Genomic DNA, 20621 nt, shown 5'->3' on the forward strand with positions numbered 1-20621 from the left:
GGGTGGTCACAGGTCTGCTCCCGTGGTCGTCGCGTTCGTCAGTTCTCGTTCGGTACCCCGTCGGGTGGGGGCACCGTCCGCGCCGTTGCGGACGTCGTGGGTGACGCGGCCCGCGTGGACCGTCGCGAGGACGGCTCCTCGCAGGGTGCGCCCGTGCCACGGGTTGTTGCGCGAGCGGCTGCGGCTCGCGGCGGCGTCGACCGTGACCTCACGGTCGGGGTCGACGAGGGTGATGTGGGCGGGGCTGCCGACGGCGAGCTCCCTCCCCTGGTGGGCGAGTCCGCCGATGCGCGCGGGTGCGGCCGACATGACGCGGGCGACGTCGGCCCAGTCGAGCAGCCCCGAGCGCACCATGACGTCGCTGACCACCGAGAGGGCCGTCTCGAGGCCGAGCATGCCGAAGGCCGCGTCGACGAAGGCGTGCTCCTTGTCCTGGCGGGCGTGCGGCGCGTGGTCGGTCGCGACGGCGTCGATGGTGCCGTCGGCCAGCGCCGCTCGCAGCGCCTCGACGTCCTCGCTGGGCCGCAGCGGCGGGTTGACCTTGTAGACCGGGTCGTAGCCGAGCAGCAGGTCGGTCGTCAGGGCCAGGTGGTGCGGCGTGACCTCGGCCGTGACGTCGATGCCCTGGGCCTTGGCCCAGCGGATCACCTCGACGGTGCCCGCGGTCGAGACGTGCGCGACGTGGACGCGCGAGCCCGTGTGCCGGGCGAGCATGACGTCGCGCGCGACGACCGACTCCTCCGCGATGCCGGGCCACCCGGGCAGGCCGAGCCGTCCCGAGACCTCGCCCTCGTGGCAGCAGGCCTCCCGGCCGGCGAGGCGGGGGTCCTGCGCGTGCTGGCTGATGACCCCGCCGAACGGCTTGATGTACTCGAGCGCCCGTCGCATGATGCGCGCGTCGTGGACGCAGTGGCCGTCGTCGCTGAAGACCCGCACCTTGGCGCGGGACCGGGCCATGAGGCCGAGCTCGGCGAGCTCCGCGCCCTCGAGGCCCTTGGTCACGGCGCCGACCGGCACGACCTCCGTCAGGCCGCAGGCCCGGCCGAGGTCGAGCACACGCTCGGCGGCCTCGGCGGTGTCGGTGACGGGACTCGTGTTGGCCATCGCGAAGACCGCGGTGAAGCCGCCGGCGGCGGCCGCGGCCGAGCCGGTGGCGATCGTCTCGGCGTCCTCGCGGCCCGGTTCGCGCAGGTGCACGTGCAGGTCGACGAGGCCCGGCAGCGCGACGAGCCCGTCGGCGTCGAGCACCTGGGCGTCGGACGGCGCCGAGACCGAGCCGACCTCGGTGATGACGCCGTCCTCGACGAGCAGGTCGGCGGCGTCGGCGCCGAGTAGCCGCGCACCGCGGATCACGAGGCGGGTCATCGGACGGCTCCTTCGGTGGCGGCGACGGGCGCGGGCGTGTCGTCCCCCGCGAGCAGGTGGTAGAGCACGGCCATCCGGACGGCGACGCCCGCGGAGACCTGGTCGAGCACGACGGACTGCGGCGAGTCGGCAGCCTCGGGCGCGATCTCGAGGCCGCGGTTCATCGGGCCGGGGTGCAGCACGAGCACGTCGTCGTTGCGGGCGACGAGCCGCTCGAGGCGGTCGCGGGTCAGCCCGTAGCCGACCGTGTACTCGCGAGCCGTCGGGAAGTAGCCACCGCTCATTCGCTCGCGCTGGACGCGCAGCATCATGACGGCGTCGACCGGTCCGTGCTCGCCCTCGCCGTCGAGGACCGGGTCGAGGTCCCAGCTCGTTGCGAAGCCGTCGGCAGCGCTCCATGCCCCGATGCCGCTCGGCATGAGCGTGGGCGGGGCGATGACGGTGACGCGCGCACCGAGGGTCTTGAGGGTGATGACGTTGCTGCGGAAGACCCGCGAGTGGGTGAGGTCGCCGACGATGACGACGTGCTTGCCGTCGAGGTCACCGAGGCGCGTACGCAGGGTGTATGCGTCGAGCAGGGCCTGCGTCGGGTGCTCGTGGGTGCCGTCCCCCGCGTTGATGACGCTGCACCGCACCCACTGCGCGACCTGCTGGCAGGCCCCCGAGGCGTTGTGGCGGATGACGAGCGCGTCGACCGCCATGGCATCGACGGTCATCGCTGTGTCGCGCAGGCTCTCGCCCTTGCTCGTCGAGGAGCCCTTGGCCGAGAGGTTGATCGTGTCGGCCGACATCCACTTGCCCGCGATCTCGAACGAGCTGCGGGTGCGGGTCGAGTCCTCGAAGAAGAAGTTGATGACCGTGCGACCGCGCAGGGTCGGCACCTTCTTGACCTCGCGGCGCTGCAGGTCGTGCATCGACGAGGCCGTCTCGAGGATGTCCTCGACCTCGGCGCGCGTGAGGTCCGCCGAGGAGATGAGGTGCTTCGTCATCGGGCGTCACCGCCACTGATGCGCACGACGTCGAGGCCGTCGACCTCGGCGACCCGGACGTGCACGCGCTCCGTGCTCGACGTCGGGAGGTTCTTGCCGACGTGGTCGGCCCGGATGGGCAGCTCGCGATGGCCCCGGTCGACGAGGACCGCGAGCCGGACCGCTCGGGGACGGCCGAGCTCGGAGAGCGCGTCCAGCGCGGCGCGGATCGTCCGGCCGGAGTAGAGCACGTCGTCGACGAGCACCACGACCTTGTCGTCGATGCCGCCGTCGGGGATGCGGGACCGGTGGGCCGTGCGCACCGGGTTGCGGCGCAGGTCGTCGCGGTGCAGCGTGATGTCGAGCTCGCCGACGGGCACCGCGTGGCCCTCGACCTGCTCGATGCCCGCGGCGAGGCGGCGGGCGAGCGGCACACCGCGCGAGGGGATGCCGAGGAGCACCAGGCCCTCGCTGCCCTTGTTGCGCTCGAGGACCTCGTGGCCGATGCGACGGAGCGCCCGGGCGATGTCGCCCTCGCTCATGACGTCGCGAGCGTCCTCGGGGATGCTCGAGCGGTCGCTCGATGACTGGGCAGATGCACTCAGGTCAGGGCAGGTCACAGCCGCTGGACCTCCTTCCCCGCCTCACAGGACGGTGGTTAAAGGATGTCTTCGCCGTGGAGTCTAACGCGGCGCCGGGCCCTGGCCGACACCGGTCCGGTCCTCGGCACGCCGCGCCGGCGGGAAGCCCCTGGACGCCCGGAACGCAGGAAGCCACCCGCGTACGGGTGGCTTCGTGCGTTTGCTGGGGCGTCGGTCAGACGATGGTCGCCTTGACCTCGGCCAGCCGGCCGAGCAGGCCGTTGACGAACGCCGGCGACTCGTCGGTCGACAGCTCGGTCGCGAGCGTCACGGCCTCGGAGATCGCCACGGCGTCGGGGATCTCGTCGTTCCAGAGGACCTCCCACGCGCCGAGGCGCAGGATCGCGCGGTCGACGGCGGGCATCCGCTCGAGCGTCCAGCCCTGGCTGTAGTCGGTCAGGGCCGCGTTGATGTCGTTCCACCTGGCCACCACGCCGCGCACGAGCTCCGCGGTGTAGGGGTTGTTCGCCGCCCGCGACTCGCGGTCGCCGAGGCGCTCGTCGAGGAGCGTCTCGGCGTTGAGACCGCGCTGGTCCGCCTCGAAGAGGATGTCGAGGGCCCGCGTACGGGCCTTGCTGCGTGCTGCCAAGGGAGTTCGCGTCCGCTCAGTCGTTGACGCGGCCGAGGTACGACCCGTCGCGGGTGTCGACCTTGACGCGCGTGCCGGTCTCGAGGAAGAGCGGCACGTTGATCTGGGCGCCGGTCTCGAGGGTCGCCGGCTTGGTGCCACCGGTCGAGCGGTCACCCTGCAGGCCGGGCTCGGTGTGCGTGATCTCGAGGACGACCGACGCGGGAAGCTCGACGTAGAGCGGGGCACCGTCGTGCGTGGCGACGATGGCGTTCTGGTTCTCGAGGAGGTAGTTCGCGGCGTCGCCGACCACGGTCTCCGACACGTTGGTCTGGTCGTAGGTGTCGGTGTCCATGAAGACGAAGTCGGTGCCGTCCTTGTAGAGGTACTGCATCGTCCGCTTGTCGACGTTGCTCGTCTCGACCTTGGTGCCCGCGTTGAACGTCTTGTCGACGACCTTGCCGGAGAGGACGGCCTTGAGCTTGGTGCGCACGAAGGCCGGGCCCTTGCCGGGCTTCACGTGCTGGAACTCGACGACGGACCAGAGCTGTCCCTCGAGGTTGAGCACCATGCCGTTCTTCAGGTCGTTGGTCGAAGCCATCGTCACAAACCACTTTCGTATGCCGGCCGGCCCGGTCGGGTGCCGCTTGGGCACGCCGGAGCCCCGGACGTTCTTTGACTTGGGGAGTTGCCGCACGAGTCTAGCCGGGGGTCCGCCCGATCGCGGAATCGTCACGGCCGTCGTAGCGCGCCCGGGTGTAGGCTCGCTCCTCCCCCTCGCACCCCCGGCCCACGAAAGGCGGCTTCGTCATGTCCCCGTCCCCGAGCGCCGAGCCGAGCACGGAGACGATGGAGACCAGGGCGACCACGGACGCGCTGACCGGTGAGCTCGCGAAGGAGCAGGCCTACCTCGACGCCGCGAGGGCCCAGCTGACCCGGATGCGCGAGCTGGCCGAGTCGCTCGACGCGTCAAAGGCGAGCGACGCCATCTCGGGCGAGGTCCTCGGCTGGGTGCTGTCCCGGCGCATCGCCTCGCTCCAGGACGACCCGCGCACGACCCTCTTCTTCGGCCGCATCGACGTCGACCCTCCGGACGGCCCGGCCGAGCAGTTCCACATCGGTCGCCGACACGTGTCGGACGAGGCGGGCGACCCCGTGGTCGTCGACTGGCGCGCCCCCATCTCGACCGCCTTCTACCGCGCGTCGCCGCTGGAGCCCATGGACGTCGTGCTGCGGCGGCGCTTCGGCGTCGACCGCGGGCGACTCACCGCGCTCGAGGACGAGCACCTGCGTGAGCCGGCGTCGGCTGACGCAGCCGGCTCGATCCTCGCGGCCGAGATCGAGCGACCCCGCACCGGCCCGATGCGCGACATCGTCTCGACGATCCAGCCGGAGCAGGACGAGATCGTCCGTAGTGACGTCACGGTGAGCGTCTGCGTGCAGGGGGCACCGGGCACCGGCAAGACGGCGGTCGGGCTGCACCGCGCCGCGTGGCTGCTCTACTCCTTCCGCGAGCGCCTCGACCGCTCCGGGGTGCTCGTCGTCGGACCCAACCGGGCGTTCCTCGACCACATCGGCGCCGTGCTGCCCTCCCTCGGCGAGGTGCGCGTCGGCCACGCGACGATCGAGACCCTCCTCGAGCACGGCACGGTGCGGGCCGACGAGCCGCCCGACGTCGCGACGCTCAAGGGCGACGCCCGGCTCGCGGCGGTGCTGCGCCGGGCCGTGTGGTCGAGCCTCGTGCGTCCCACGGAGGCGCTCGTGGTGCCGCGCGGCGTGCGCAAGTGGCGCGTGCCGGCATACGAGGTGGCGGCGATCGTCGACGAGCTCGCCGAGCGGGGCGTGCGCTACTCGGCCGCGCGCGACCTGCTCCCCCAGCGGCTCGCCCACCACGTGCTCCTCGAGATGGAGCGGGCCGGCGACGCACCCGACGACCGGGTGCAGGATGCCGTGGCGAAGTCCGCGGCTGTCAAGAAGTACGTCTCGTCGGTGTGGCCACCGCTCGACCCGCAGGGCGTGCTGCACCGGCTGTGGTCCGACGCCGACGCCCTGCACGCAGCGGCCGGTGACGACCTCACCGACGACGAGCAGCGGATGCTCCTGTGGGACAAGCCGGCCCGCACGAAGGGCGCCGCCCGCTGGTCACGCGCCGACATGGCCCTGCTCGACGAGGTCGACGACCTGCTGCGACGCGTGCCGAGCCTCGGCCACGTGGTGCTCGACGAGGCCCAGGACCTCTCCCCCATGCAGCTGCGCGCCGTCGGGCGACGGGCCTCGACCGGCTCGGTCACCGTGCTCGGCGACATCGCCCAGGGCACGACGCCGTGGGCGACGGCCTCGTGGGAGGAGGCGATGCGCCACCTCGGCAAGGACGACCACGACCTCGTCGTGCTCGACCGCGGCTTCCGCGTGCCGGCCGTCGTCATCGAGTACGCCGCCCGCCTGCTGCCCGTCATGGCTCCCGGGCTCGGCGCACCGGTGTCGGTGCGCGACAATCCGGGCCGGCTCGAGTTCCGACCCGCAGCGGCCGTCGACCTCGACGCCGAGGTCGTGCACGCGGTCGAGCGCGCCGCCGGCGCTGCGGGGTCGGTCGGCGTCATCGTGCCCGACGCCGACGTCGAGCGCGTGTCCTCGGCGCTCGCGTCACAGGGCGTCTCCCACGGACGGCTCGACCGCGACCACGGCGACGACGAGGACCACCAGGTCGAGGTCGTGCCCGCCAGCGTGGCCAAGGGCCTCGAGTTCGACCGCACCGTGGTGCTCGAGCCGGCCGCCATCGCGGCAGCCGAGCCCGACGAGCGCACCGGTCTGCGCCGTCTCTACGTCGTGCTCACCCGCGCCGTGTCGGAGCTGACGATCGTGCACGCCCAGCCCCTGCCCGAGGCTCTCGGCGCCGCCTGACCGGCAACGGTCACTGCAGACCCCGGTGGCCCGCCCACCACTCGGCGGCGCGGTCCGCGGCCGCCGAGATGAGCGTCACGAGCTCGGGACGGTCGGGCACGGCGAACGACACATATTGGCCCCGGCCGCCCTCGACGGGTCGGCCGTACGCCTTGGCCGCGAGATGGCCGTCGGGCAGCATCCGCACGTTGAGCGTGTCGAGCCGGAAGACCTGACCGCGGCGGGTGTCGGTCCACCGCAGCTCCTCGGGGACCGTCACGTTGATCGCCATGGCGCTGACGACGAGCTTCTCATCCTCACCCATGACAAGCAGGCTCGCACAGGACGGCGAATGTCTGCGTGCTCAGACGCCCGGACACCACCTGCTCCGCGCGGCACGTGCGGTCTTTCCCGTCGCCGGCACCGAGGGCGTGGCAAGTCGCTGAGACTCTGCTTGACCGGAGTCCGCACCGGCCAGGCTCATTCACGAAGGATGGTGGCGAGGACTGACGCTTCGCTGATTTCGGCATTCTTGGTTGCCGTCAACAGGGTCAGCCGCTGACCGCTCGCCAGCTCCCGAAGGTGATCCAAAGCCTCGGCGCGCGCCGGGTCATCGAGTTCGGCAAGGTAACGCCGGCTGAACTCCTCGAACTTCGCCGGCTCGTGTCTGTACCATTTGCGCAGTTCTGTGGAGGGCGCCACGTCCTTGGACCACTCGTCGAGATGGGCGTCGACCTTCTTCACTCCGCGTGGCCACAGTCGGTCCACCAGGACGCGCTTTCCGTCTTGCTCTTCCGCCGGTTCGTAGATCCTGCGCACTCGTACGTCTCGGGGACTCTTCGTCACGATCCCGCCCTCCAGCGCCGATGGATCCGCTGACTTCGACGCCGACGCGACGCACTGGGAGAATGAGGGTCCCGATTCGGTATTCGATGGCGGACTTCAGCGAGTTTCGCACAGCCCCCTCGTGCATCGCTGATGACGCGTAGAGAGGCATAAGCGGACGGTGCCGAACGCCCCATCGTGGCGGTGTGATTGGGCGGGTCAGGGGTGAGGGACGCCGGATTCCGTCGCGGCCTGTTCGCATACGGACCCTGTGGGGTTGTTCTTGAACAGCGCCGTCACGTCCGTGCCCTGTTTGGCCGCCACCGCGCCCAGCAGGCGGCACATGGCTTGGACGTCCTGGCTGGTGGCCAACCCGGCGGTGTCGCTGCTGGCCTGTTGGTTTGCTGCGTTGTTGGCGGCGTCTCGGGCGCTGCTGGCCGCCGAGCAGGAGGTGAACATGGTGATGAGCAGGATGATGACGACCCCGGTCGACAGCCGTGCCGGCGTCGGATTCCGCGATGCCTGGCGGTCGCTAGCAGGGAGGCTTGATGGTGTCGTCATGATGTCCCTTGCGTCGTGGTGGTCGGGGCTCGGCCGCGCTCGGGCGACACTGCAAGAACAGGGGGTCAGTGCCGTCGCTCCAGGTAAGACTCCACGCCCGATCTCCGCGTTCCAGCCCATCGCCCGCCGAATGTCTCGCGAGGTGACGGGCACACCAGCCGTGAACGTTCAAACTCTGCTCGACACCCACGACGACCGTTTCGCTCGCCGGACATCCTCAGATCACCCGTCGAGCGACGCACCGTCCGCGGCATAGAAAGGCGTTCTGCGCGGTCGGGTCTGGCGTGGCGAACGTCCTCCCGGCGACGTGGGCGTGCGTTCGGAGCGGCTGCTATTCCTCTGCAGGCGGCCACTGCTGCATGTTGGTGGCGACATCTGGATGAGTGTCGTTGCAAGGATCTTTGCGATCGAGCCGGGCTGAGGGCTCATCGTCAGTTCAAAGCGGACGTCGACGGACTTGTCGCGGGCCAGGAGCGCGCGAACGTCAGGGGGCAGGTTCGTCCTGAATCCGGCGAGCTGACCCCTCACTCTTTTGGAGCGATCCTTTGCGAGAGTCAGCAGTTGTTCACGACTGAGACTGCGGTTCTCCGTCGCGCCGGCCCGAACGATGTCCGAGGGGTCGGCCATGAGTCGCTCCAGGAGTTCTGCGTCTCGGGTGAATGCTGCCAGCCGTCCTCGAACTTGAGGGTCGGGGTCTGCGGCTAGAGCAGCCGCGACGTCGGGGGCCAGTTGCTGCCCCGCGAGGTTCTGCTTGGCCATGGAGTCTTGCGATGCTGCGACAGCCCGCTGGGCCGCGGCCCCACAGTTCTTGTGCAGGGGGACAGTCCATCGGATCTGGTTGAAGGGATCACTGACGAGCATGACAAGCACCTCTTCCGGAGTCGAGGGGTTGTTGGTTATGGCCAGTCGGGTGTTCTTGCGTTCATCCGTGACGAGCGTGACAAGCACGTCCTTGGGCGTGGAGGGGTTCTGTGCCAGCGCTCTGCGGACAGCCGGCCCCGCGTCCCGCGACAAGTTCCTCAACACCGGGGCGGAGGTTGACGGGTCGGCGGCTAGTTGGGCGCGCTGCTTCGCGCGCGCCGGGAGCGTCGCTCCAGTCAGGTCCTCAACCATTCGAACACTCCGCTCTCAGCCTTGAGGCCAAATGCCACGTTGCATCCCGAGCCTAAGAGCGCGGCTGGAGTCGTGCGTCAACGTGCCACCTGTCGGCGGCAAATCCGGACGTTGTGTAGGAGTGCTCGGCAATCTCACGGCGACGTAGTCCCGAGACCTGAGGGCCCGTGCCAACGAGTTCCACTGCGACGGGCACCCGGCGTCCCGTGCTGGCGTCTACCAACGCTCGGCAGCCAATGGGGTGCTTGAGACTGACCCTGACCAGGTCGCTGCATGACGCCGCGGTATTGCCTGCCGGCGCAGCGGCGCTCAGCGCAATCCGAACCTCCTCGGCCGATTCGGAGACGGTCGCGCCGTAGGGCTGTCGACGGCATGCGTCGGCGGCCAACCTGACGGTCGTCGACTCCGTCTCCGCCGAAACTCCTTGATGGAACGTCAGGGGCGTGGCAGGCGGCGCCTCCGTCGCGCACGCTGTCAGTGCAAAGCCGAGGAACAGCGTGGCAGTCGTGCACCCAAGCCAGCATCGCGGAACTGACATCACATTCTTTCGACACCTCGAAGGAGCGAAACGTTGCAGGGTATGCCGTTTCTCGCGCGATCCGCGGCATGAGCGTGCATCCCAGATTGGGATTCGCTGCAGTATCCTCGTTGCATGAGCACCCAGATTGCCGTCCGCCTGCCCGACGAGATGGTGGCCTTCCTCGACCGTGCTGTGGCCGCGGGCGAGGCAACGAGCAGGGCAGCCCTCGTAACGTCGGCGCTGGAACGAGAGATGCGCCGGCTGGTCGCGGAGCATGACGTTCGGATTCTTGGCGCCAAGGGCGCGGCGAACGATCTTGACGACCTCGTGGCGTGGACCAGCACCCACATTCGGGTCGAGGACTGACCGGGTGAGGGAGATCTGCTTGGTCCGCCTCGACAAGACGCGACCAGCGCTCGTCCTGACCCGGGAAGCTGCTCGGGGTGCGATGACGAAGGTGACCGTGGCCCCCATCACCGGCACCATCAAGGGGTTGTCCAGCGAGGTGGCGGTGGGACCCGGCAACGGGCTGGACCACGACTGCGTGGTCTCGTTGGACAACGTCCTCACCGTTCCGGTGGGCGCGCTCGGTCGCACGGTCGGCTATCTCAGTCCCGCACAGGAAAGGCAGCTGGCGCGAGCTGTCGTGCTGGCATACGACCTCGACGTGCCACTTCTCGAGTAGCTCACGGCGGCAATGTTGGACGTCCCGTCCTCCGTGCGGCTACTTAGAGACTGGTTGCAGGATCGGTGTCCGGCCAGACTCGGTCCAGGTGCTCGGCGAGACGCTCTCATATGCGGCTGCCCACCGGCGTCATTGGTGTGGCTCTCTCATGGCATGCGCTCTCGTCGGGCACCGCGCGAGGAGAGGCTCTAAAGGGGTTTGTTCTGCTCAAAGTAGCGATGCCCTCCCCGCTTCCACACCACGGAGCGAAATGAGGAGGTGCACGGGCGATGGGCGTGATCATCGGGATGGACCCGCACAAGCGCTCGGCCACGATCGAGGTCATCGACCAGACCGGGCGAGTACTCGAGGTGGGGCGGTTCGACACGAACGAGGCCGGCTACGCGGCGATGCTCGCCGCGGGCCGGGCCTACGGGTCGAGCGGTGAGCGGGTGTGGGCGGTCGAGGGCTGCAACGGCATTGGCCGGCACATCGCCCACCGCCTCGTCCATGACGGGGAACGGGTGGTGGACGTGCCGACGAAGCTGTCGGCGCAGGTACGGGTCTTCGCCACCGGTAACGCCCGCAAGACCGACCCGGTCGATGCCCACTCCGTGGCCCTCGCCGCGTTGTATGCGCCGGCCGAGCCCGGGCTGCGGCCGGTGCTGGTCGAGGATGACCTGGTCGTGATGGGCATGATGGTCGACCGCCGCGACGAGCTCGGTCGGGCCCGGACCCAGACGGTCAACCGGCTGCATCGGCTTCTGCTGGAACTGATTCCGGGTGGCGCGAAGACGTTCTTGTCCGCGCCGCAGGCCCGAGCGTTGGTCGCCAAGGTGAAGCCGCGCGACCTCGTCGGGAAGACCCGTCGCCGTCTCGTCGTCGAACTGATCGGGGAGCTCGAGGTGATCGACCGCAAGATCAAGACCGCCGAGAAAGAGCTGACCGCGCTCGTGCAGGAGCGCGGCTCGACCCTGCTGGAGCTGACCGGGATCGGCCCGACCGGCGCCGCGCGGCTGCTGGCCGGCGTCGGGGACATCCACCGCTTCCGGGACAAGGACCGGTTCGCCTCGTGGAACGGCACCGCGCCCTTGGATGCGTCCTCCGGGGCGCAGCAACGCCACCGGCTGTCCCGTGCCGGGAACCGCCGGATCAATCGGACGCTGCACATCATGGCCGTCGTGCAGCTGCGTAACCCGAGCCCGGGGCGTGAGTTCTACGACGCCCGCAAGGCCGGCGGGACACCGTCGCTGATGGCGATGCGGTCCCTGAAGCGGCGCCTGCCGAATGTCGTGTACGCGGATGGTCGCCGACCAGACCCGCCGCGACCTTGCCCTCCGCGCGCGTGAGGTGACGGGCCCGGGAGGGCACCGGGGCAACGTCTCTGACTCCAGCGTGACCGGCTCACAACCCCACACCGGCTCTTCGGAGAAGCCTCTTCCCGGACCCGTCACCACCCAGCGTAGAACCCCGGCCCTCGCCACGTCTTGACCTAAAGGGGTGCCATGAGCGTGCGTTGCGGACTTCTTGACGGACGAATGGCGACTGCTACTGGGCTATGAGCGATGCGAGACTACGACCATGCCTTTGTGGCCAAAGGACTACGACGGCGCGCTAGTCGATCACCGCCTCGATCCCTACCGGGACCGCGCTGCCGTGGTGTCGGACAACGGCGAGCCAGCGATGCAGGTCTTCATTCAAGTCGATCTTGAGCGTAAGCAGACCGCTGGCCATCTCTGGTGGCGGCGCTGGTCCCATCCCCGGGAGTTCGTCGTCTTGCACATGCTTATGTGCGACGGTGTTCAAACGGACAGTTGGCTAAGCGATGAAGTCCTTGGCGACGAGTTGGACGACTGGTCTCAGGGACGGTTCATGTGGGACGGCAAACCGATGCGGATCGACTGGTGTGACGCGACCAAGTCCGAGGCGTTACGGAATGAGCTCGGTCTGGACGAACGATGATTCCCGCAAGTGAAGCTTCGCCCGCAGCGCGGCAATGTCGGACGTCCCGTCCTCCGAGCGGCAGTTGAGGACGTTTCCTCAGGCTTTCGGCCCCAAAGTGCAGCACTCACGGTGAGGAGTACGGGAGGAGGACGGCGTCCTGGTGACCGTCCCACGACAGGTCGAACCGCCAGCAGCCGGCTCGTGGCATGTCGACGAGGGAAGGGCCGGGACCGCCCGGGACGATCCGTCGCACTCTCATGGCACTACCGATGAGGCTGGCATCGATCAGTAGGTCCCCGTTCGTGGGCGACTCGGCAGGCCTTGCGGTGGGCGCCACCGGAGCGGCCAGCCACAGGATCTTGTTCCCATAGCCTCTCTTCGCAGGCGCGCGCAGAGGGTCGGCGAACACGACTCCGAGGATCTGCCCGCGGCTACCGTGCACCTGGCGGACCTTCTGGCCGGGCGGATCGAAGCCGACCCGTGCCCAGGCCGGCAGCGGGCCCACCTCAATTGCCCCCGTGCAGGACTCGGCCGGCCCCGGTTGCGCCGACCGCGAGCCCGAGGCTGGTGCCGAGCGGGCCGCCGGCCGATTGCTGCGGCTGTCCGGCACCGCCCCAGCGCCGCGGTCCCCACGAGTACAGGCGCCCAGCACCGTTGTCGCCACAAGCCATGTCGTCGCCAAGGCGATCAGGCACCGTCCGCCGCAGGGCCTCTCGACGGCGGTCCGCATCTACCGATCGTAAGACCACCGAGCCGCCCCGTAGAGTGGGCGCTTGCGCATCCAGGACGACCGTGTGTGCGGGACTGCGACGCGGAAGCGAGTGTTCTCGACAGGAAGCACGATCGGGGCAGATGAGTGAAGGGCGTGCCCACCTGGGCTTGCCTCGAACTCGGGTCGGACGTACACTTTTCTGTACAGGAGGCAACCATGAAGACGATGAGCTACACAGAATCCCGCGCCCACTACGCCGAGGTGCTCGACGCCGTCGCCAACGACCGCGAAGAGGTCGTCATCACCCGCGCCGGGCACGAGCCGGTTGTGATCGTCTCCCTCGACGACTACGAGTCATTGCGGGAGACCGCCTACCTGATGCGCTCGCCTTCCAACGCCAGACGCCTGCTCGACGCGATGGAGCGTCTCGAGGCCAGCCGGGGCCAGGCCCACGATCTCATCGAGACCGAGTGACGTGCTGCTCGTCTGGGACGAAAACGCCTGGGAAGACTACCTGTGGTGGCAAGCGCAGGACCGCAAGGTCCTCAAGCGCATCAACGCCCTGCTGGTCGATATCCAACGCAACGGCAACGAAGGCATCGGCAAGCCCGAGGCGCTGAAGCACGACTTCGCCGGCTACTGGTCCCGACGAATCACCGACGAGCATCGCCTCGTCTACAAGATCACGAGCGCTGAAGTTCGCATCGCCGCTTGCCGGTACCACTACGGATAGCCGCTCGATCTGCGGCAGATCCGCGCGTTACTTCAGGGCAGAAGATCCCAGTACTGCCGCCGGGCCGGCATCGCGTGGATGACCATCTCCTCGCCACTCTGGAAGATCAGCACAACGATCTCCAGCAGTCGCGCTTGAGTGTCGAACCCGAGCCGCAACTCGCGGCGTGGCCACTCCTCTTCCTCCAGGGGCTCGATCCACAGCGACAGGTCGGCAGCGTGGACCGCGTCCTCGGGCAGGACCTCGTGCTTGAGTGCACTGCGGTGGACCTTCACGCGGCGTAGCCGGCCAGGGCCCGTCGGATCGCCTCGGAGCGCGACAGGTGCTCCCGCGCCGCGTAGTCATCGAGCGCCGCGATCTCCTCGGCGGTAAGCCGCACGGCGATGACTTGCGTGGGCTCGGCTCCACGCCCTGGGCGCCCTCGCCCGCGGCGCTTCAGCTGCTCGACGTCATAACCAGCCTCGGCTTCGTCCGCCCACTTCTGGATCTGCTCGTCCGTCACTTGGTCATCACCCGGCATGACAAAATCGTATAACGAAAACCGATTCGTCGGGGAAGGCCGCGTCCGATCATTGTCAGGGTCAGTCTTCTAAGTGCCGGCGGCCATGTATGCGGCGAGGATGTAGTTGGGATGGCGGTCGAGGTTCTTGCGGGCTCGGTCGTAGCGCATCGTCGTGCGCGGGTCTGCGTGCCTGGCCGCGATCTGCACGTCGCGTAGGTCGACGCCGGCGTCGAGCATGGTGGTGACGAAGGTATGGCGCAGCATGTGGGGGTGCATGCGGGCGACGTGGACGCCCCCGGCCTCGGCGAGGCGGTGCAGTCGCCGCGTGGCGCAGTGGCGGTCCATCCGGGTGCCCCGGCTGGTCCGCAGGATCGGGCCGTCGATACGTCCGTCGACAGCGCGGTCGATGGCGCGGGCCACTGCCGGCGGCAGCGGCGTCAGGACGACCTTGCCGCCTTTGCCGGTGACGCGCAGGACCCGGTGGCCGTGTTCTCGCCAAGATCTTGGATGCTCGCGCCGCAGGCTTCGAAGATCCGCAGCCCGAGTAGCCCGAGCATGGCGACGAGGGCGAAGTCGTTGCAGTTCGCCGACGCACGGGCAGTCGCGAGCATCGCCTCGAACTGCAGATGGGTCAACCCGAGCGTGGGCGACTCCGCGGGAACGTTCGGCCGGCGGACGTGCTCGGCCGGAGAGTGCGCCAAGACCTCGTCGATGACGCAGGTTCGGTAGAACCCGGCGACGACGGCGATGCGTCGGCTCACGGTGGAGGGCTTGTAGCGGCGGGTCTCCTGCATCCAGCGGATGTAGAGCTCGAGGTGGGGTCGCTGCGCGGTCAGCGGGTCCAGGCCATGGCTACTGCACCACGTCAGATACGCGCGTAGGTCGGACTCGGTGTGGACCCGGGACTGGCCCTTGAACCGGGCCAGGTAGGCCGCGACAGCGCGTCTGAGCGTGTCAGATTCGGGAGGCAGTGGGATCGGGACCAGGACGTTCTCGTAGGTGCTCATCTGCAAGCGTGACCCCGGTCCGACACTCGGGAAAACGTCCGTAACCACGCCAGTCGCGGCATAACAGGACGAGTGTTAGCGCGCCTTCTGGGGCCCGTCAGAACACTTCCGGGGGGCGGATGCCGTGCCGGCGCAGTGCCTCACCCACCGCCTTAGCGTCCCGGTTGGCGTACTCAAGAGCCGCCGTTTTCACGACGGGGCCACTGGTTCGGGGAGGTGCGCTCTCGCCCCACCCGGTCGCGATGTCCTCGGTGACGACACGCGCGTGAACTCCTCTGGTTTCTAGCTCGGCGACGATCTGAGAAACGTCCTCCACCGAGCCACCCCAGCCGAAACTGGTCTCCATTCGCGACCACCGCCTGCGATCGAGAAGGACGACGACCAACAGCGGAGCAACACCAAATGCGGCGCCAAGCGGAAGCGGAACGCGAGTTGCCGCCGTTACCGCAACACCTGCAGCGGCCGCCAAGAGGCAAACACCAAGAAGCGCTGACCAGCCCACGAGATTTAGGCGTGCCGTCCGGAGCCACGAGCGACGCCGGCGGCCGCCGCGCCGCCCCGACGGTTTCATGTACTCGGCGTGCCCCCGGGACCGGACCATGACTCGATCCTGACAGACCACCCACCCCTTCTCTCGGAAGGGCGTAACCAGCCGGGCCGCTTCGGCGCGGACAGCGTGCAACGAAGGCGGCCTTGGGCGGAGCCCTCGCTCGCAGAGCGGCTACTTGTTTCATTGACGTAAGGACCGGTGCCTGCGCAGGCTCGGTTCAGGTGTCCGGGTTCGTCGCTCGCAAAAGCGGCTGCCCACGCCTTGTCGTGTGGCTCTCACATGGGTTGCGCCGCCCGGGCACCGCCGGGCAGGAGAGGCTCAAGAAGGGATTGCTCTGCTCGAAGTAGCGGTGCCCTCCACGCCCAACCAGTGATCGGTTCGAGGCAACGGAGGACGCGGTGAACGAAGATGTCTCGCGGGTCGTGATCGGCATGGACCCGCACAAGCGCACGGTGACGATCGAGGTGATGACTGCCGACGAGACGGTCGTCGACGGGGGCCGCTTCGACACGACGGTCGAGGGGTACGCAGCAATGCTCGAGCACGTCGAGGCCTGGCCGGACCGGGTGTGGGCCATCGAGGGCTGCGAGGGCATCGGCCGGCACATCGCGCACCGGCTCCTCGCCCACGGGCAGGACATCGTCGATGTGCCGGCGAAGCTGTCCGCAAAGGCGCGGGTGTTCGCGACCGGGCAGGGCCGCAAGACGGATGCGACCGACGCGCACTCGGTCGCCCTGGTCGGTACCCGCATGGCTGGCCTGCGGCCGGTGGTGTCCGATGCGCAGCTTGAGGTGCTGCAGCTGCTCGTCGACCGGCGGCGCTCGATCGGGGACGAACACACCCGCAAGGTCAGCCAGCTGCACCGAATCCTGTTGGAAATGCTGCCTGGTGGGGCAAAGAAGTACCTCTCGGCGGCCCAAGCGCGGGCTCTGCTGTCCACGGCGCGTCCGAGGGATGAGGTCGGTAAGACCCGCAAGCGAGTGGCCATGGAGCTGGTGGCCGACCTGGAGCGGATCTATGCGCGCAAGAAGGCCGCCGACAAGGAGCTGAAGGAGCTCGTCGCAGCGACCGGCACCTCCCTGCTCGGGCTGCACGGCATCGGCCCCTCCGGCGCCGCGCGGCTGCTCGTCGAGGTCGGGGACCTGGCCCGGTTCCCGGACCGCAACCACTTCGCCTCCTGGACCGGGACCGCCCCGATCGACGCCTCCTCCGGTGACCACGTGAGGCACCGGCTCTCCCGTGGCGGGAACCGGCAGATCAACCGGGTGCTGCACATCATGGCCACCGTCCAGCTGCGGACCCCGACCGAGGGCCGCGCCTACTTCGACCGGAAGAAGGCCGCCGGGAAGACCTCGATGGAAGCGATGCGCTGCCTCAAACGGCGCCTGTCCGACCTCGTCTTCCGCAAGTCGCCCGGCGACTACGTCGCTGGCCGGCTCACCACCGTGACGGGCCCGGGAGGGCACCGGGGCAACGGCTCTGACTCCAGCGTGACCGGCTCACAACCCCACACCGGCTCTTCGGACCAGCCACTTCCCGGACCCGCCACGACCCACCCTAGAACGGCCTTGCCGACCGCGTCTTGACACAGAAGGGAGCCATGTGGGGACGACTTCGCCCTTAGTTGGAGGCATCTAGGGGACGCTCTCCACGCGTGCGGCGTCCACCAGATCCTCGACAGCCGCGAGGCGTCAGACGAGGGCGCGCAGCGCGAGCAGATAGGACTGCAGGCCGAACCCGGCGATGGTGCCCGTCGCGACACCGGCGACCACCGAGGTGTGCCGGAACTCCTCGCGCGCAGCGGGGTTGGACAGGTGCACCTCGACGAGGCTGCGACCGCTCGTCGTCACGATCGCGCACGCGTCGCGGACGGCATACGAGTAGTGCGTGAAGGCGCCCGGGTTGAGCACGACGTCGGCACCCACGTCGACGGCCTCGTGCAGCCAGTCGATGAGCTCGCCCTCGTGGTTGGTCTGGCGGCAGTCGGCGACGAGGCCGAGGTCGCGGGCCTCGCGCTGCACCGCGGCGTGGACGTCGTCGAGCGTGTCGGAGCCGTAGACCTCCGGCTCTCGGGTGCCGAGACGGCCCAGGTTGGGGCCCGACAGGACGAAGACCGTGGGTGCCGTCATGGCGGCGAGTCTAGTGAGCCGCCGCGTCGGAGCGACGCGACACGAGGCCGTATGCCGCCTGGAGCAGCGTGTCGTCCGGGCCGGCGAGGCGGGTGGGCCGGGCGAGGCCGTCGAGCACGACGAAGCGCAGCGTCGAACCGCGCGACTTCTTGTCGCGCCGCATCGCCGTGAGCAGCTCGTCCCAGCGGCCGGCGGCATACGTCGTCGGCAGGCCGAGCGACTCGAGCACCGAGCGGTGCCGCGCGACGAGTGCATCGCCCTCGGGGCCGTTCAGGTGGCCGGTGAGGCGCGCGAGCTCGGCGACGTAGACCATCCCGACGCCGACGGCCTCGCCGTGGCGCCAGGTGTAGTGCTCGACCTGCTCGATGGCGTGGCCGAACGTGTGGCCGTAGTTGAGGATCTCGCGCAGCGAGCTTTCGCGCAGGTCGGCGGCGACGACGTCGGCCTTGACCCGCACGGCCCGCTCGATGAGCTCGCGCAGGTGCGGGTTCGCCGCGCTGCGCGCGACGGTCGGGTCCGCCGCGACCGAGGACTCCACCAGGTCGAGGATCACGGGATCGGCGATGAAGCCGCACTTGACGACCTCGGCGAGCCCGGCGACGAGGTCCGCCTCCGGCAGGGTCGCGAGCACGTCGACGTCGCAGAGCACGCCCGCAGGCGGGTGGAAGGCACCGACGAGGTTCTTGCCCTCCGCGGTGTTGATGCCGGTCTTGCCGCCCACGGCCGCGTCGACCATGCCGAGGAGCGTCGTCGGCACCTGGACGACGCGCACACCGCGCAGCCACGACGCGGCGACGAAGCCGGCGAGGTCGGTGACGGTGCCGCCGCCCACCCCGACGACGGCGTCGGTGCGAGTGAAGCCGGCGACGCCGAGCTGGGCCCACAGCGCGGCTGCGACCTCGGCGGTCTTGGCCGCCTCGGCGTCGGGCACCTCGGCGACGTGGACGGCATACCCCTTGGCCTCGAGCGCCGCGGTCACGCGCGTCGTCAGCTCGGGCAGCGTCGGCGGGTGCACGACGAGCACGCGCTCGACGTCGGAACCGAGCAGGTCGCCGACGCGGTCGAGCACACCCGAACCGATGACGACGTCGTAGTCGTCACCGACCGAGACGATCGTGGGACTGTCGACCCCGCTCACGCCCGGCTCGCCCCGAGCTCGGCGACGACGACGTCCACGACCTCGGCCGGCGTGCGGCCCCCGGTGTCGACGCGCACCGTGGCCACGCGCTCGTAGGTGGGGCGGCGGTCGTTCATCATGCGCACCCACGACGCGCGCGGGTTGACCGACAGCAGGGGGCGAGAACGGTCGAAGCCGATGCGCTTGCTCGCGTCGGCGATGGCGACGTCGAGGAAGACGACCGCGTGGCCGGCGAGCGCGTCCTGGGTGAGCGGGTCCATGACCGCTCCCCCGCCGAGCGAGACGACACCCGACTCCTCGGCGAGCGCGCGGACTACCTCGGCCCGCTCGAGGTCGCGGAAGACCGACTCGCCGTCGTCGACGAAGATGTCGGAGATCGAGCGGCCCTGGGCCGCCTCGATCGCGGCGTCGACGTCGTGGAACGCCACGCCGAGCCGGGTCGCGAGCTCCTGCCCGACGGTCGTCTTGCCCGCACCGGGCGGACCGACGACGACCGCCACCGGTCGCGTGCTCGACTGGTTCACCACGTGCGCAGCCCCTTCCGGATGCCGTCGAGGTATGCCGTGTGGTTGCGTGCGGTCTCCGTGACCGAGTCGCCGCCGAACTTCTCCAGACAGGACGCGGCGAGGACGAGCGCGACCATCGCCTCGGCGACGACGCCGGCCGCCGGCACCGCGCACACGTCGGAGCGCTGGTGGATGGCGGTCGCGGCCTCGCCCGTGGCGACGTCGACCGTCGAGAGGGCGCGCGGCACGGTGCTGATCGGCTTCATCGCTGCGCGGACGCGCAGCACCTGTCCGGTCGACATGCCGCCCTCGGTGCCGCCGGCGCGGCCGGTGCGGCGGGTGATGACGCCGTCGGTCATCTCCATCTCGTCGTGCGCCTCGGAGCCACGGCGGCGGGCGGTCTCGAAGCCGTCGCCGACCTCGACGCCCTTGATCGCCTGGATGCTCATGAGCGCCTGCGCGAGCTGGCCGTCGAGCTTGCGGTCCCAGTGGACGTGCGAGCCCAGGCCCGGCGGCACGCCGTAGGCGAGGACCTCGACGACGCCGCCGAGGGTGTCGCCGTCCTTCTTGGCCGCGTCGACCTCGGCGACCATGGCGGCCGACCCCTCGGGGTCGAAGGCGCGCACCGGGTCGGCGTCGAGGCGCTCGACGTCGTCGGGTGTGGGCAGCGCGGCGCCGGCGGGCACCCCGGCCGTGCCGATCGAGACGGTGTGCGAGACGAGGCGGATGCCGTAGGACTGCTCGAGGAAGCGGGCCGCGATCTCGCCGAGGGCGACACGGGCAGCGGTCTCGCGGGCCGAGGCGCGCTCGAGCACCGGCCGGGCGTCCTCGTGGCCGTACTTCTGCATGCCGACGAGGTCGGCGTGGCCCGGCCGCGGGCGGGTCAGCGGCTTGTTGCGCGCGACCTCCTTCTCCGCGTTGACGTCGTCGGACGCGGCATACGCCTCGTCGCTGACGGCCTCGGGGCTCATCACGGTCGTCCACTTCGGCCACTCGCTGTTGCCGATGCGCACGGCGATGGGCGAGCCCAGCGTGCGCCCGTGGCGCAGGCCGCCGAGGAACTCGACCTCGTCCTGCTCGAACTTCATCCGCGCACCGCGCCCGTGGCCGAGGCGCCGACGCGAGAGGGCGGCCTGCAGGTCCTTCGCGCCGACCTCGACCCCCGCGGGAAGACCCTCGATCATGGCGACGAGTGCGGGCCCGTGCGACTCACCGGCCGTCAACCAACGCAACATGCCCCGATCCTCCCACGGGCCCGCGCGCCGGCTACGCGGCGCCCGCTCCGCGGGACCGCC

The 20621-nt window shown here is 69.7% G+C and carries 25 protein-coding genes; 8 read left to right on the forward strand and 17 right to left on the reverse strand.

What is annotated here, in order from left to right; all coding sequences use genetic code 11:
• Positions 1-6 precede the first annotated feature (6 nt).
• From IEY30_RS18005 to efp, 5 genes are all read right to left on the reverse strand, one after another.
• Positions 7-1365: a dihydroorotase gene (locus tag IEY30_RS18005; RefSeq protein WP_043417252.1), complete on the reverse strand. Its 1359-nt coding sequence runs from the start codon at positions 1363-1365 to the stop codon at positions 7-9.
• Entirely contained in the window at positions 1362-2354 is a 993-nt protein-coding gene (locus tag IEY30_RS18010; RefSeq protein ID WP_030201848.1) for an aspartate carbamoyltransferase catalytic subunit, read from the reverse strand. The genes IEY30_RS18005 and IEY30_RS18010 overlap by 4 nt, the downstream gene beginning before the upstream one ends.
• Positions 2351-2953, reverse strand: a complete 603-nt coding sequence (gene pyrR, locus IEY30_RS18015) for a bifunctional pyr operon transcriptional regulator/uracil phosphoribosyltransferase PyrR (RefSeq protein ID WP_081920617.1) — start codon at positions 2951-2953, stop codon at positions 2351-2353. The genes IEY30_RS18010 and pyrR overlap by 4 nt, the downstream gene beginning before the upstream one ends.
• Before the next feature lie 196 nt (positions 2954-3149).
• On the reverse strand, positions 3150-3563 hold the full coding sequence (nusB, locus tag IEY30_RS18020) for a transcription antitermination factor NusB (RefSeq protein WP_030201845.1): 414 nt from the start codon (positions 3561-3563) through the stop codon (positions 3150-3152).
• Between the two features lie 16 nt (positions 3564-3579).
• Complete coding sequence (gene efp / locus IEY30_RS18025) at positions 3580-4143, reverse strand: elongation factor P (RefSeq protein WP_030201842.1); 564 nt, start codon at positions 4141-4143, stop codon at positions 3580-3582.
• A 248-nt stretch (positions 4144-4391) separates the two neighbouring features.
• Between efp and IEY30_RS18030 the strand changes: the two genes are divergently transcribed.
• Entirely contained in the window at positions 4392-6443 is a 2052-nt protein-coding gene (locus IEY30_RS18030; RefSeq protein WP_156035455.1) for a HelD family protein, read from the forward strand.
• A gap of 10 nt (positions 6444-6453) precedes the next feature.
• Here the strand turns inward: IEY30_RS18030 and IEY30_RS18035 are convergent, their stop codons facing one another.
• From IEY30_RS18035 to IEY30_RS18050, 4 genes are all read right to left on the reverse strand, one after another.
• Positions 6454-6747: a hypothetical protein gene (locus IEY30_RS18035; RefSeq protein WP_030201836.1), complete on the reverse strand. Its 294-nt coding sequence runs from the start codon at positions 6745-6747 to the stop codon at positions 6454-6456.
• Between the two features lie 155 nt (positions 6748-6902).
• Positions 6903-7241: a DUF488 domain-containing protein gene (locus tag IEY30_RS18040; protein WP_043417250.1), complete on the reverse strand. Its 339-nt coding sequence runs from the start codon at positions 7239-7241 to the stop codon at positions 6903-6905.
• Positions 7242-7466: 225 nt separating this feature from the next.
• A complete protein-coding gene (locus IEY30_RS18045) occupies positions 7467-7808 on the reverse strand; it encodes a hypothetical protein (RefSeq protein ID WP_156035453.1) in 342 nt (113 codons plus the stop codon).
• Positions 7809-8030: 222 nt separating this feature from the next.
• The gene (locus IEY30_RS18050) at positions 8031-8921 is read right to left on the reverse strand and encodes a hypothetical protein (RefSeq protein WP_156035452.1); all 891 of its coding nucleotides are present in this window, start codon (positions 8919-8921) and stop codon (positions 8031-8033) included.
• Between the two features lie 652 nt (positions 8922-9573).
• On the opposite strand from IEY30_RS18050, the gene IEY30_RS18055 reads away from it, so the two are divergent.
• The 6 genes from IEY30_RS18055 (at position 9574) to IEY30_RS18080 (ending at position 13494) form a co-directional block, all read left to right on the forward strand.
• Positions 9574-9807, forward strand: a complete 234-nt coding sequence (locus IEY30_RS18055; protein ID WP_030201830.1) for a ribbon-helix-helix domain-containing protein — start codon at positions 9574-9576, stop codon at positions 9805-9807.
• 19 nt (positions 9808-9826) lie between these two features.
• Positions 9827-10126, forward strand: coding sequence for a type II toxin-antitoxin system PemK/MazF family toxin (locus IEY30_RS18060; RefSeq protein WP_373286740.1), 300 nt, complete (start codon positions 9827-9829; stop codon positions 10124-10126).
• A 269-nt stretch (positions 10127-10395) separates the two neighbouring features.
• Positions 10396-11454: an IS110 family RNA-guided transposase gene (locus tag IEY30_RS18065; protein WP_229675079.1), complete on the forward strand. Its 1059-nt coding sequence runs from the start codon at positions 10396-10398 to the stop codon at positions 11452-11454.
• A 232-nt stretch (positions 11455-11686) separates the two neighbouring features.
• A complete protein-coding gene (locus IEY30_RS18070) occupies positions 11687-12067 on the forward strand; it encodes a hypothetical protein (RefSeq protein WP_030201824.1) in 381 nt (126 codons plus the stop codon).
• Positions 12068-12977: 910 nt separating this feature from the next.
• Positions 12978-13235 carry a type II toxin-antitoxin system Phd/YefM family antitoxin gene (locus IEY30_RS18075; RefSeq protein ID WP_030201817.1) on the forward strand — a complete coding sequence of 86 codons (258 nt, stop codon included), beginning with the start codon at positions 12978-12980 and terminating at the stop codon, positions 13233-13235.
• Position 13236: 1 nt separating this feature from the next.
• Positions 13237-13494, forward strand: a complete 258-nt coding sequence (locus IEY30_RS18080; RefSeq protein WP_030201815.1) for a Txe/YoeB family addiction module toxin — start codon at positions 13237-13239, stop codon at positions 13492-13494.
• Positions 13495-13526: 32 nt separating this feature from the next.
• On the opposite strand, the gene IEY30_RS18085 is transcribed toward IEY30_RS18080, so the two are convergent.
• The 4 genes from IEY30_RS18085 to IEY30_RS22010 form a co-directional block, all read right to left on the reverse strand.
• The gene (locus IEY30_RS18085) at positions 13527-13769 is read right to left on the reverse strand and encodes a hypothetical protein (protein ID WP_030201812.1); all 243 of its coding nucleotides are present in this window, start codon (positions 13767-13769) and stop codon (positions 13527-13529) included.
• Positions 13766-14014, reverse strand: a complete 249-nt coding sequence (locus tag IEY30_RS18090; RefSeq protein WP_030201809.1) for a ribbon-helix-helix protein, CopG family — start codon at positions 14012-14014, stop codon at positions 13766-13768. Before IEY30_RS18090 ends, IEY30_RS18085 begins: the two co-directional genes overlap by 4 nt.
• Positions 14015-14083: 69 nt before the next feature.
• Positions 14084-14518: a tyrosine-type recombinase/integrase gene (locus IEY30_RS22005; protein ID WP_229675085.1), complete on the reverse strand. Its 435-nt coding sequence runs from the start codon at positions 14516-14518 to the stop codon at positions 14084-14086.
• Positions 14434-15003, reverse strand: coding sequence for a tyrosine-type recombinase/integrase (locus IEY30_RS22010; RefSeq protein WP_052358870.1), 570 nt, complete (start codon positions 15001-15003; stop codon positions 14434-14436). Before IEY30_RS22010 ends, IEY30_RS22005 begins: the two co-directional genes overlap by 85 nt.
• Before the next feature lie 981 nt (positions 15004-15984).
• Here IEY30_RS22010 and IEY30_RS18105 point away from each other — a divergent pair.
• Positions 15985-17139 (forward strand): IS110 family RNA-guided transposase, encoded by a 1155-nt coding sequence (locus tag IEY30_RS18105; protein ID WP_030201802.1) that lies wholly within the window; start codon positions 15985-15987, stop codon positions 17137-17139.
• Positions 17140-17244: 105 nt separating this feature from the next.
• On the opposite strand, the gene aroQ is transcribed toward IEY30_RS18105, so the two are convergent.
• Genes aroQ through aroC form a run of 4 tightly spaced genes read right to left on the reverse strand, consistent with a single transcriptional unit; the run spans position 17245 to position 20561 of the window.
• The gene (gene aroQ, locus IEY30_RS18110) at positions 17245-17682 is read right to left on the reverse strand and encodes a type II 3-dehydroquinate dehydratase (RefSeq protein WP_030201799.1); all 438 of its coding nucleotides are present in this window, start codon (positions 17680-17682) and stop codon (positions 17245-17247) included.
• A gap of 10 nt (positions 17683-17692) precedes the next feature.
• Positions 17693-18820, reverse strand: coding sequence for a 3-dehydroquinate synthase (gene aroB, locus IEY30_RS18115; RefSeq protein WP_030201796.1), 1128 nt, complete (start codon positions 18818-18820; stop codon positions 17693-17695).
• Positions 18817-19347, reverse strand: a complete 531-nt coding sequence (locus IEY30_RS18120) for a shikimate kinase (protein ID WP_030201792.1) — start codon at positions 19345-19347, stop codon at positions 18817-18819. The genes aroB and IEY30_RS18120 overlap by 4 nt, the downstream gene beginning before the upstream one ends.
• A complete protein-coding gene (gene aroC / locus IEY30_RS18125; RefSeq protein WP_030201789.1) occupies positions 19341-20561 on the reverse strand; it encodes a chorismate synthase in 1221 nt (406 codons plus the stop codon). Before aroC ends, IEY30_RS18120 begins: the two co-directional genes overlap by 7 nt.
• Positions 20562-20621: the final 60 nt, after the last annotated feature.

Origin of the sequence: Terrabacter tumescens, assembly GCF_014646815.1 — a bacterium.
Lineage (GTDB): Bacteria > Actinomycetota > Actinomycetes > Actinomycetales > Dermatophilaceae > Terrabacter > Terrabacter tumescens.

Coding starts and splice junctions, on each gene's coding strand:
- aroQ (WP_030201799.1), bottom strand. CDS start 17,682: ATGACGGCACCCACGGTCTTCGTCCTGTCGGGCCCCAACCTGGGCCGT.
- IEY30_RS18050 (WP_156035452.1), bottom strand. CDS start 8,921: ATGGTTGAGGACCTGACTGGAGCGACGCTCCCGGCGCGCGCGAAGCAG.
- IEY30_RS18090 (WP_030201809.1), bottom strand. CDS start 14,014: ATGCCGGGTGATGACCAAGTGACGGACGAGCAGATCCAGAAGTGGGCG.
- efp (WP_030201842.1), bottom strand. CDS start 4,143: ATGGCTTCGACCAACGACCTGAAGAACGGCATGGTGCTCAACCTCGAG.
- IEY30_RS18045 (WP_156035453.1), bottom strand. CDS start 7,808: ATGACGACACCATCAAGCCTCCCTGCTAGCGACCGCCAGGCATCGCGG.
- IEY30_RS22010 (WP_052358870.1), bottom strand. CDS start 15,003: ATGAGCACCTACGAGAACGTCCTGGTCCCGATCCCACTGCCTCCCGAA.
- IEY30_RS18070 (WP_030201824.1), top strand. CDS start 11,687: ATGCCTTTGTGGCCAAAGGACTACGACGGCGCGCTAGTCGATCACCGC.
- IEY30_RS18075 (WP_030201817.1), top strand. CDS start 12,978: ATGAAGACGATGAGCTACACAGAATCCCGCGCCCACTACGCCGAGGTG.
- IEY30_RS18030 (WP_156035455.1), top strand. CDS start 4,392: ATGGAGACCAGGGCGACCACGGACGCGCTGACCGGTGAGCTCGCGAAG.
- IEY30_RS18055 (WP_030201830.1), top strand. CDS start 9,574: ATGAGCACCCAGATTGCCGTCCGCCTGCCCGACGAGATGGTGGCCTTC.
- IEY30_RS18005 (WP_043417252.1), bottom strand. CDS start 1,365: ATGACCCGCCTCGTGATCCGCGGTGCGCGGCTACTCGGCGCCGACGCC.
- IEY30_RS18035 (WP_030201836.1), bottom strand. CDS start 6,747: ATGGGTGAGGATGAGAAGCTCGTCGTCAGCGCCATGGCGATCAACGTG.
- IEY30_RS18105 (WP_030201802.1), top strand. CDS start 15,985: ATGGACCCGCACAAGCGCACGGTGACGATCGAGGTGATGACTGCCGAC.
- IEY30_RS18010 (WP_030201848.1), bottom strand. CDS start 2,354: ATGACGAAGCACCTCATCTCCTCGGCGGACCTCACGCGCGCCGAGGTC.
- aroC (WP_030201789.1), bottom strand. CDS start 20,561: ATGTTGCGTTGGTTGACGGCCGGTGAGTCGCACGGGCCCGCACTCGTC.
- IEY30_RS18065 (WP_229675079.1), top strand. CDS start 10,396: ATGGGCGTGATCATCGGGATGGACCCGCACAAGCGCTCGGCCACGATC.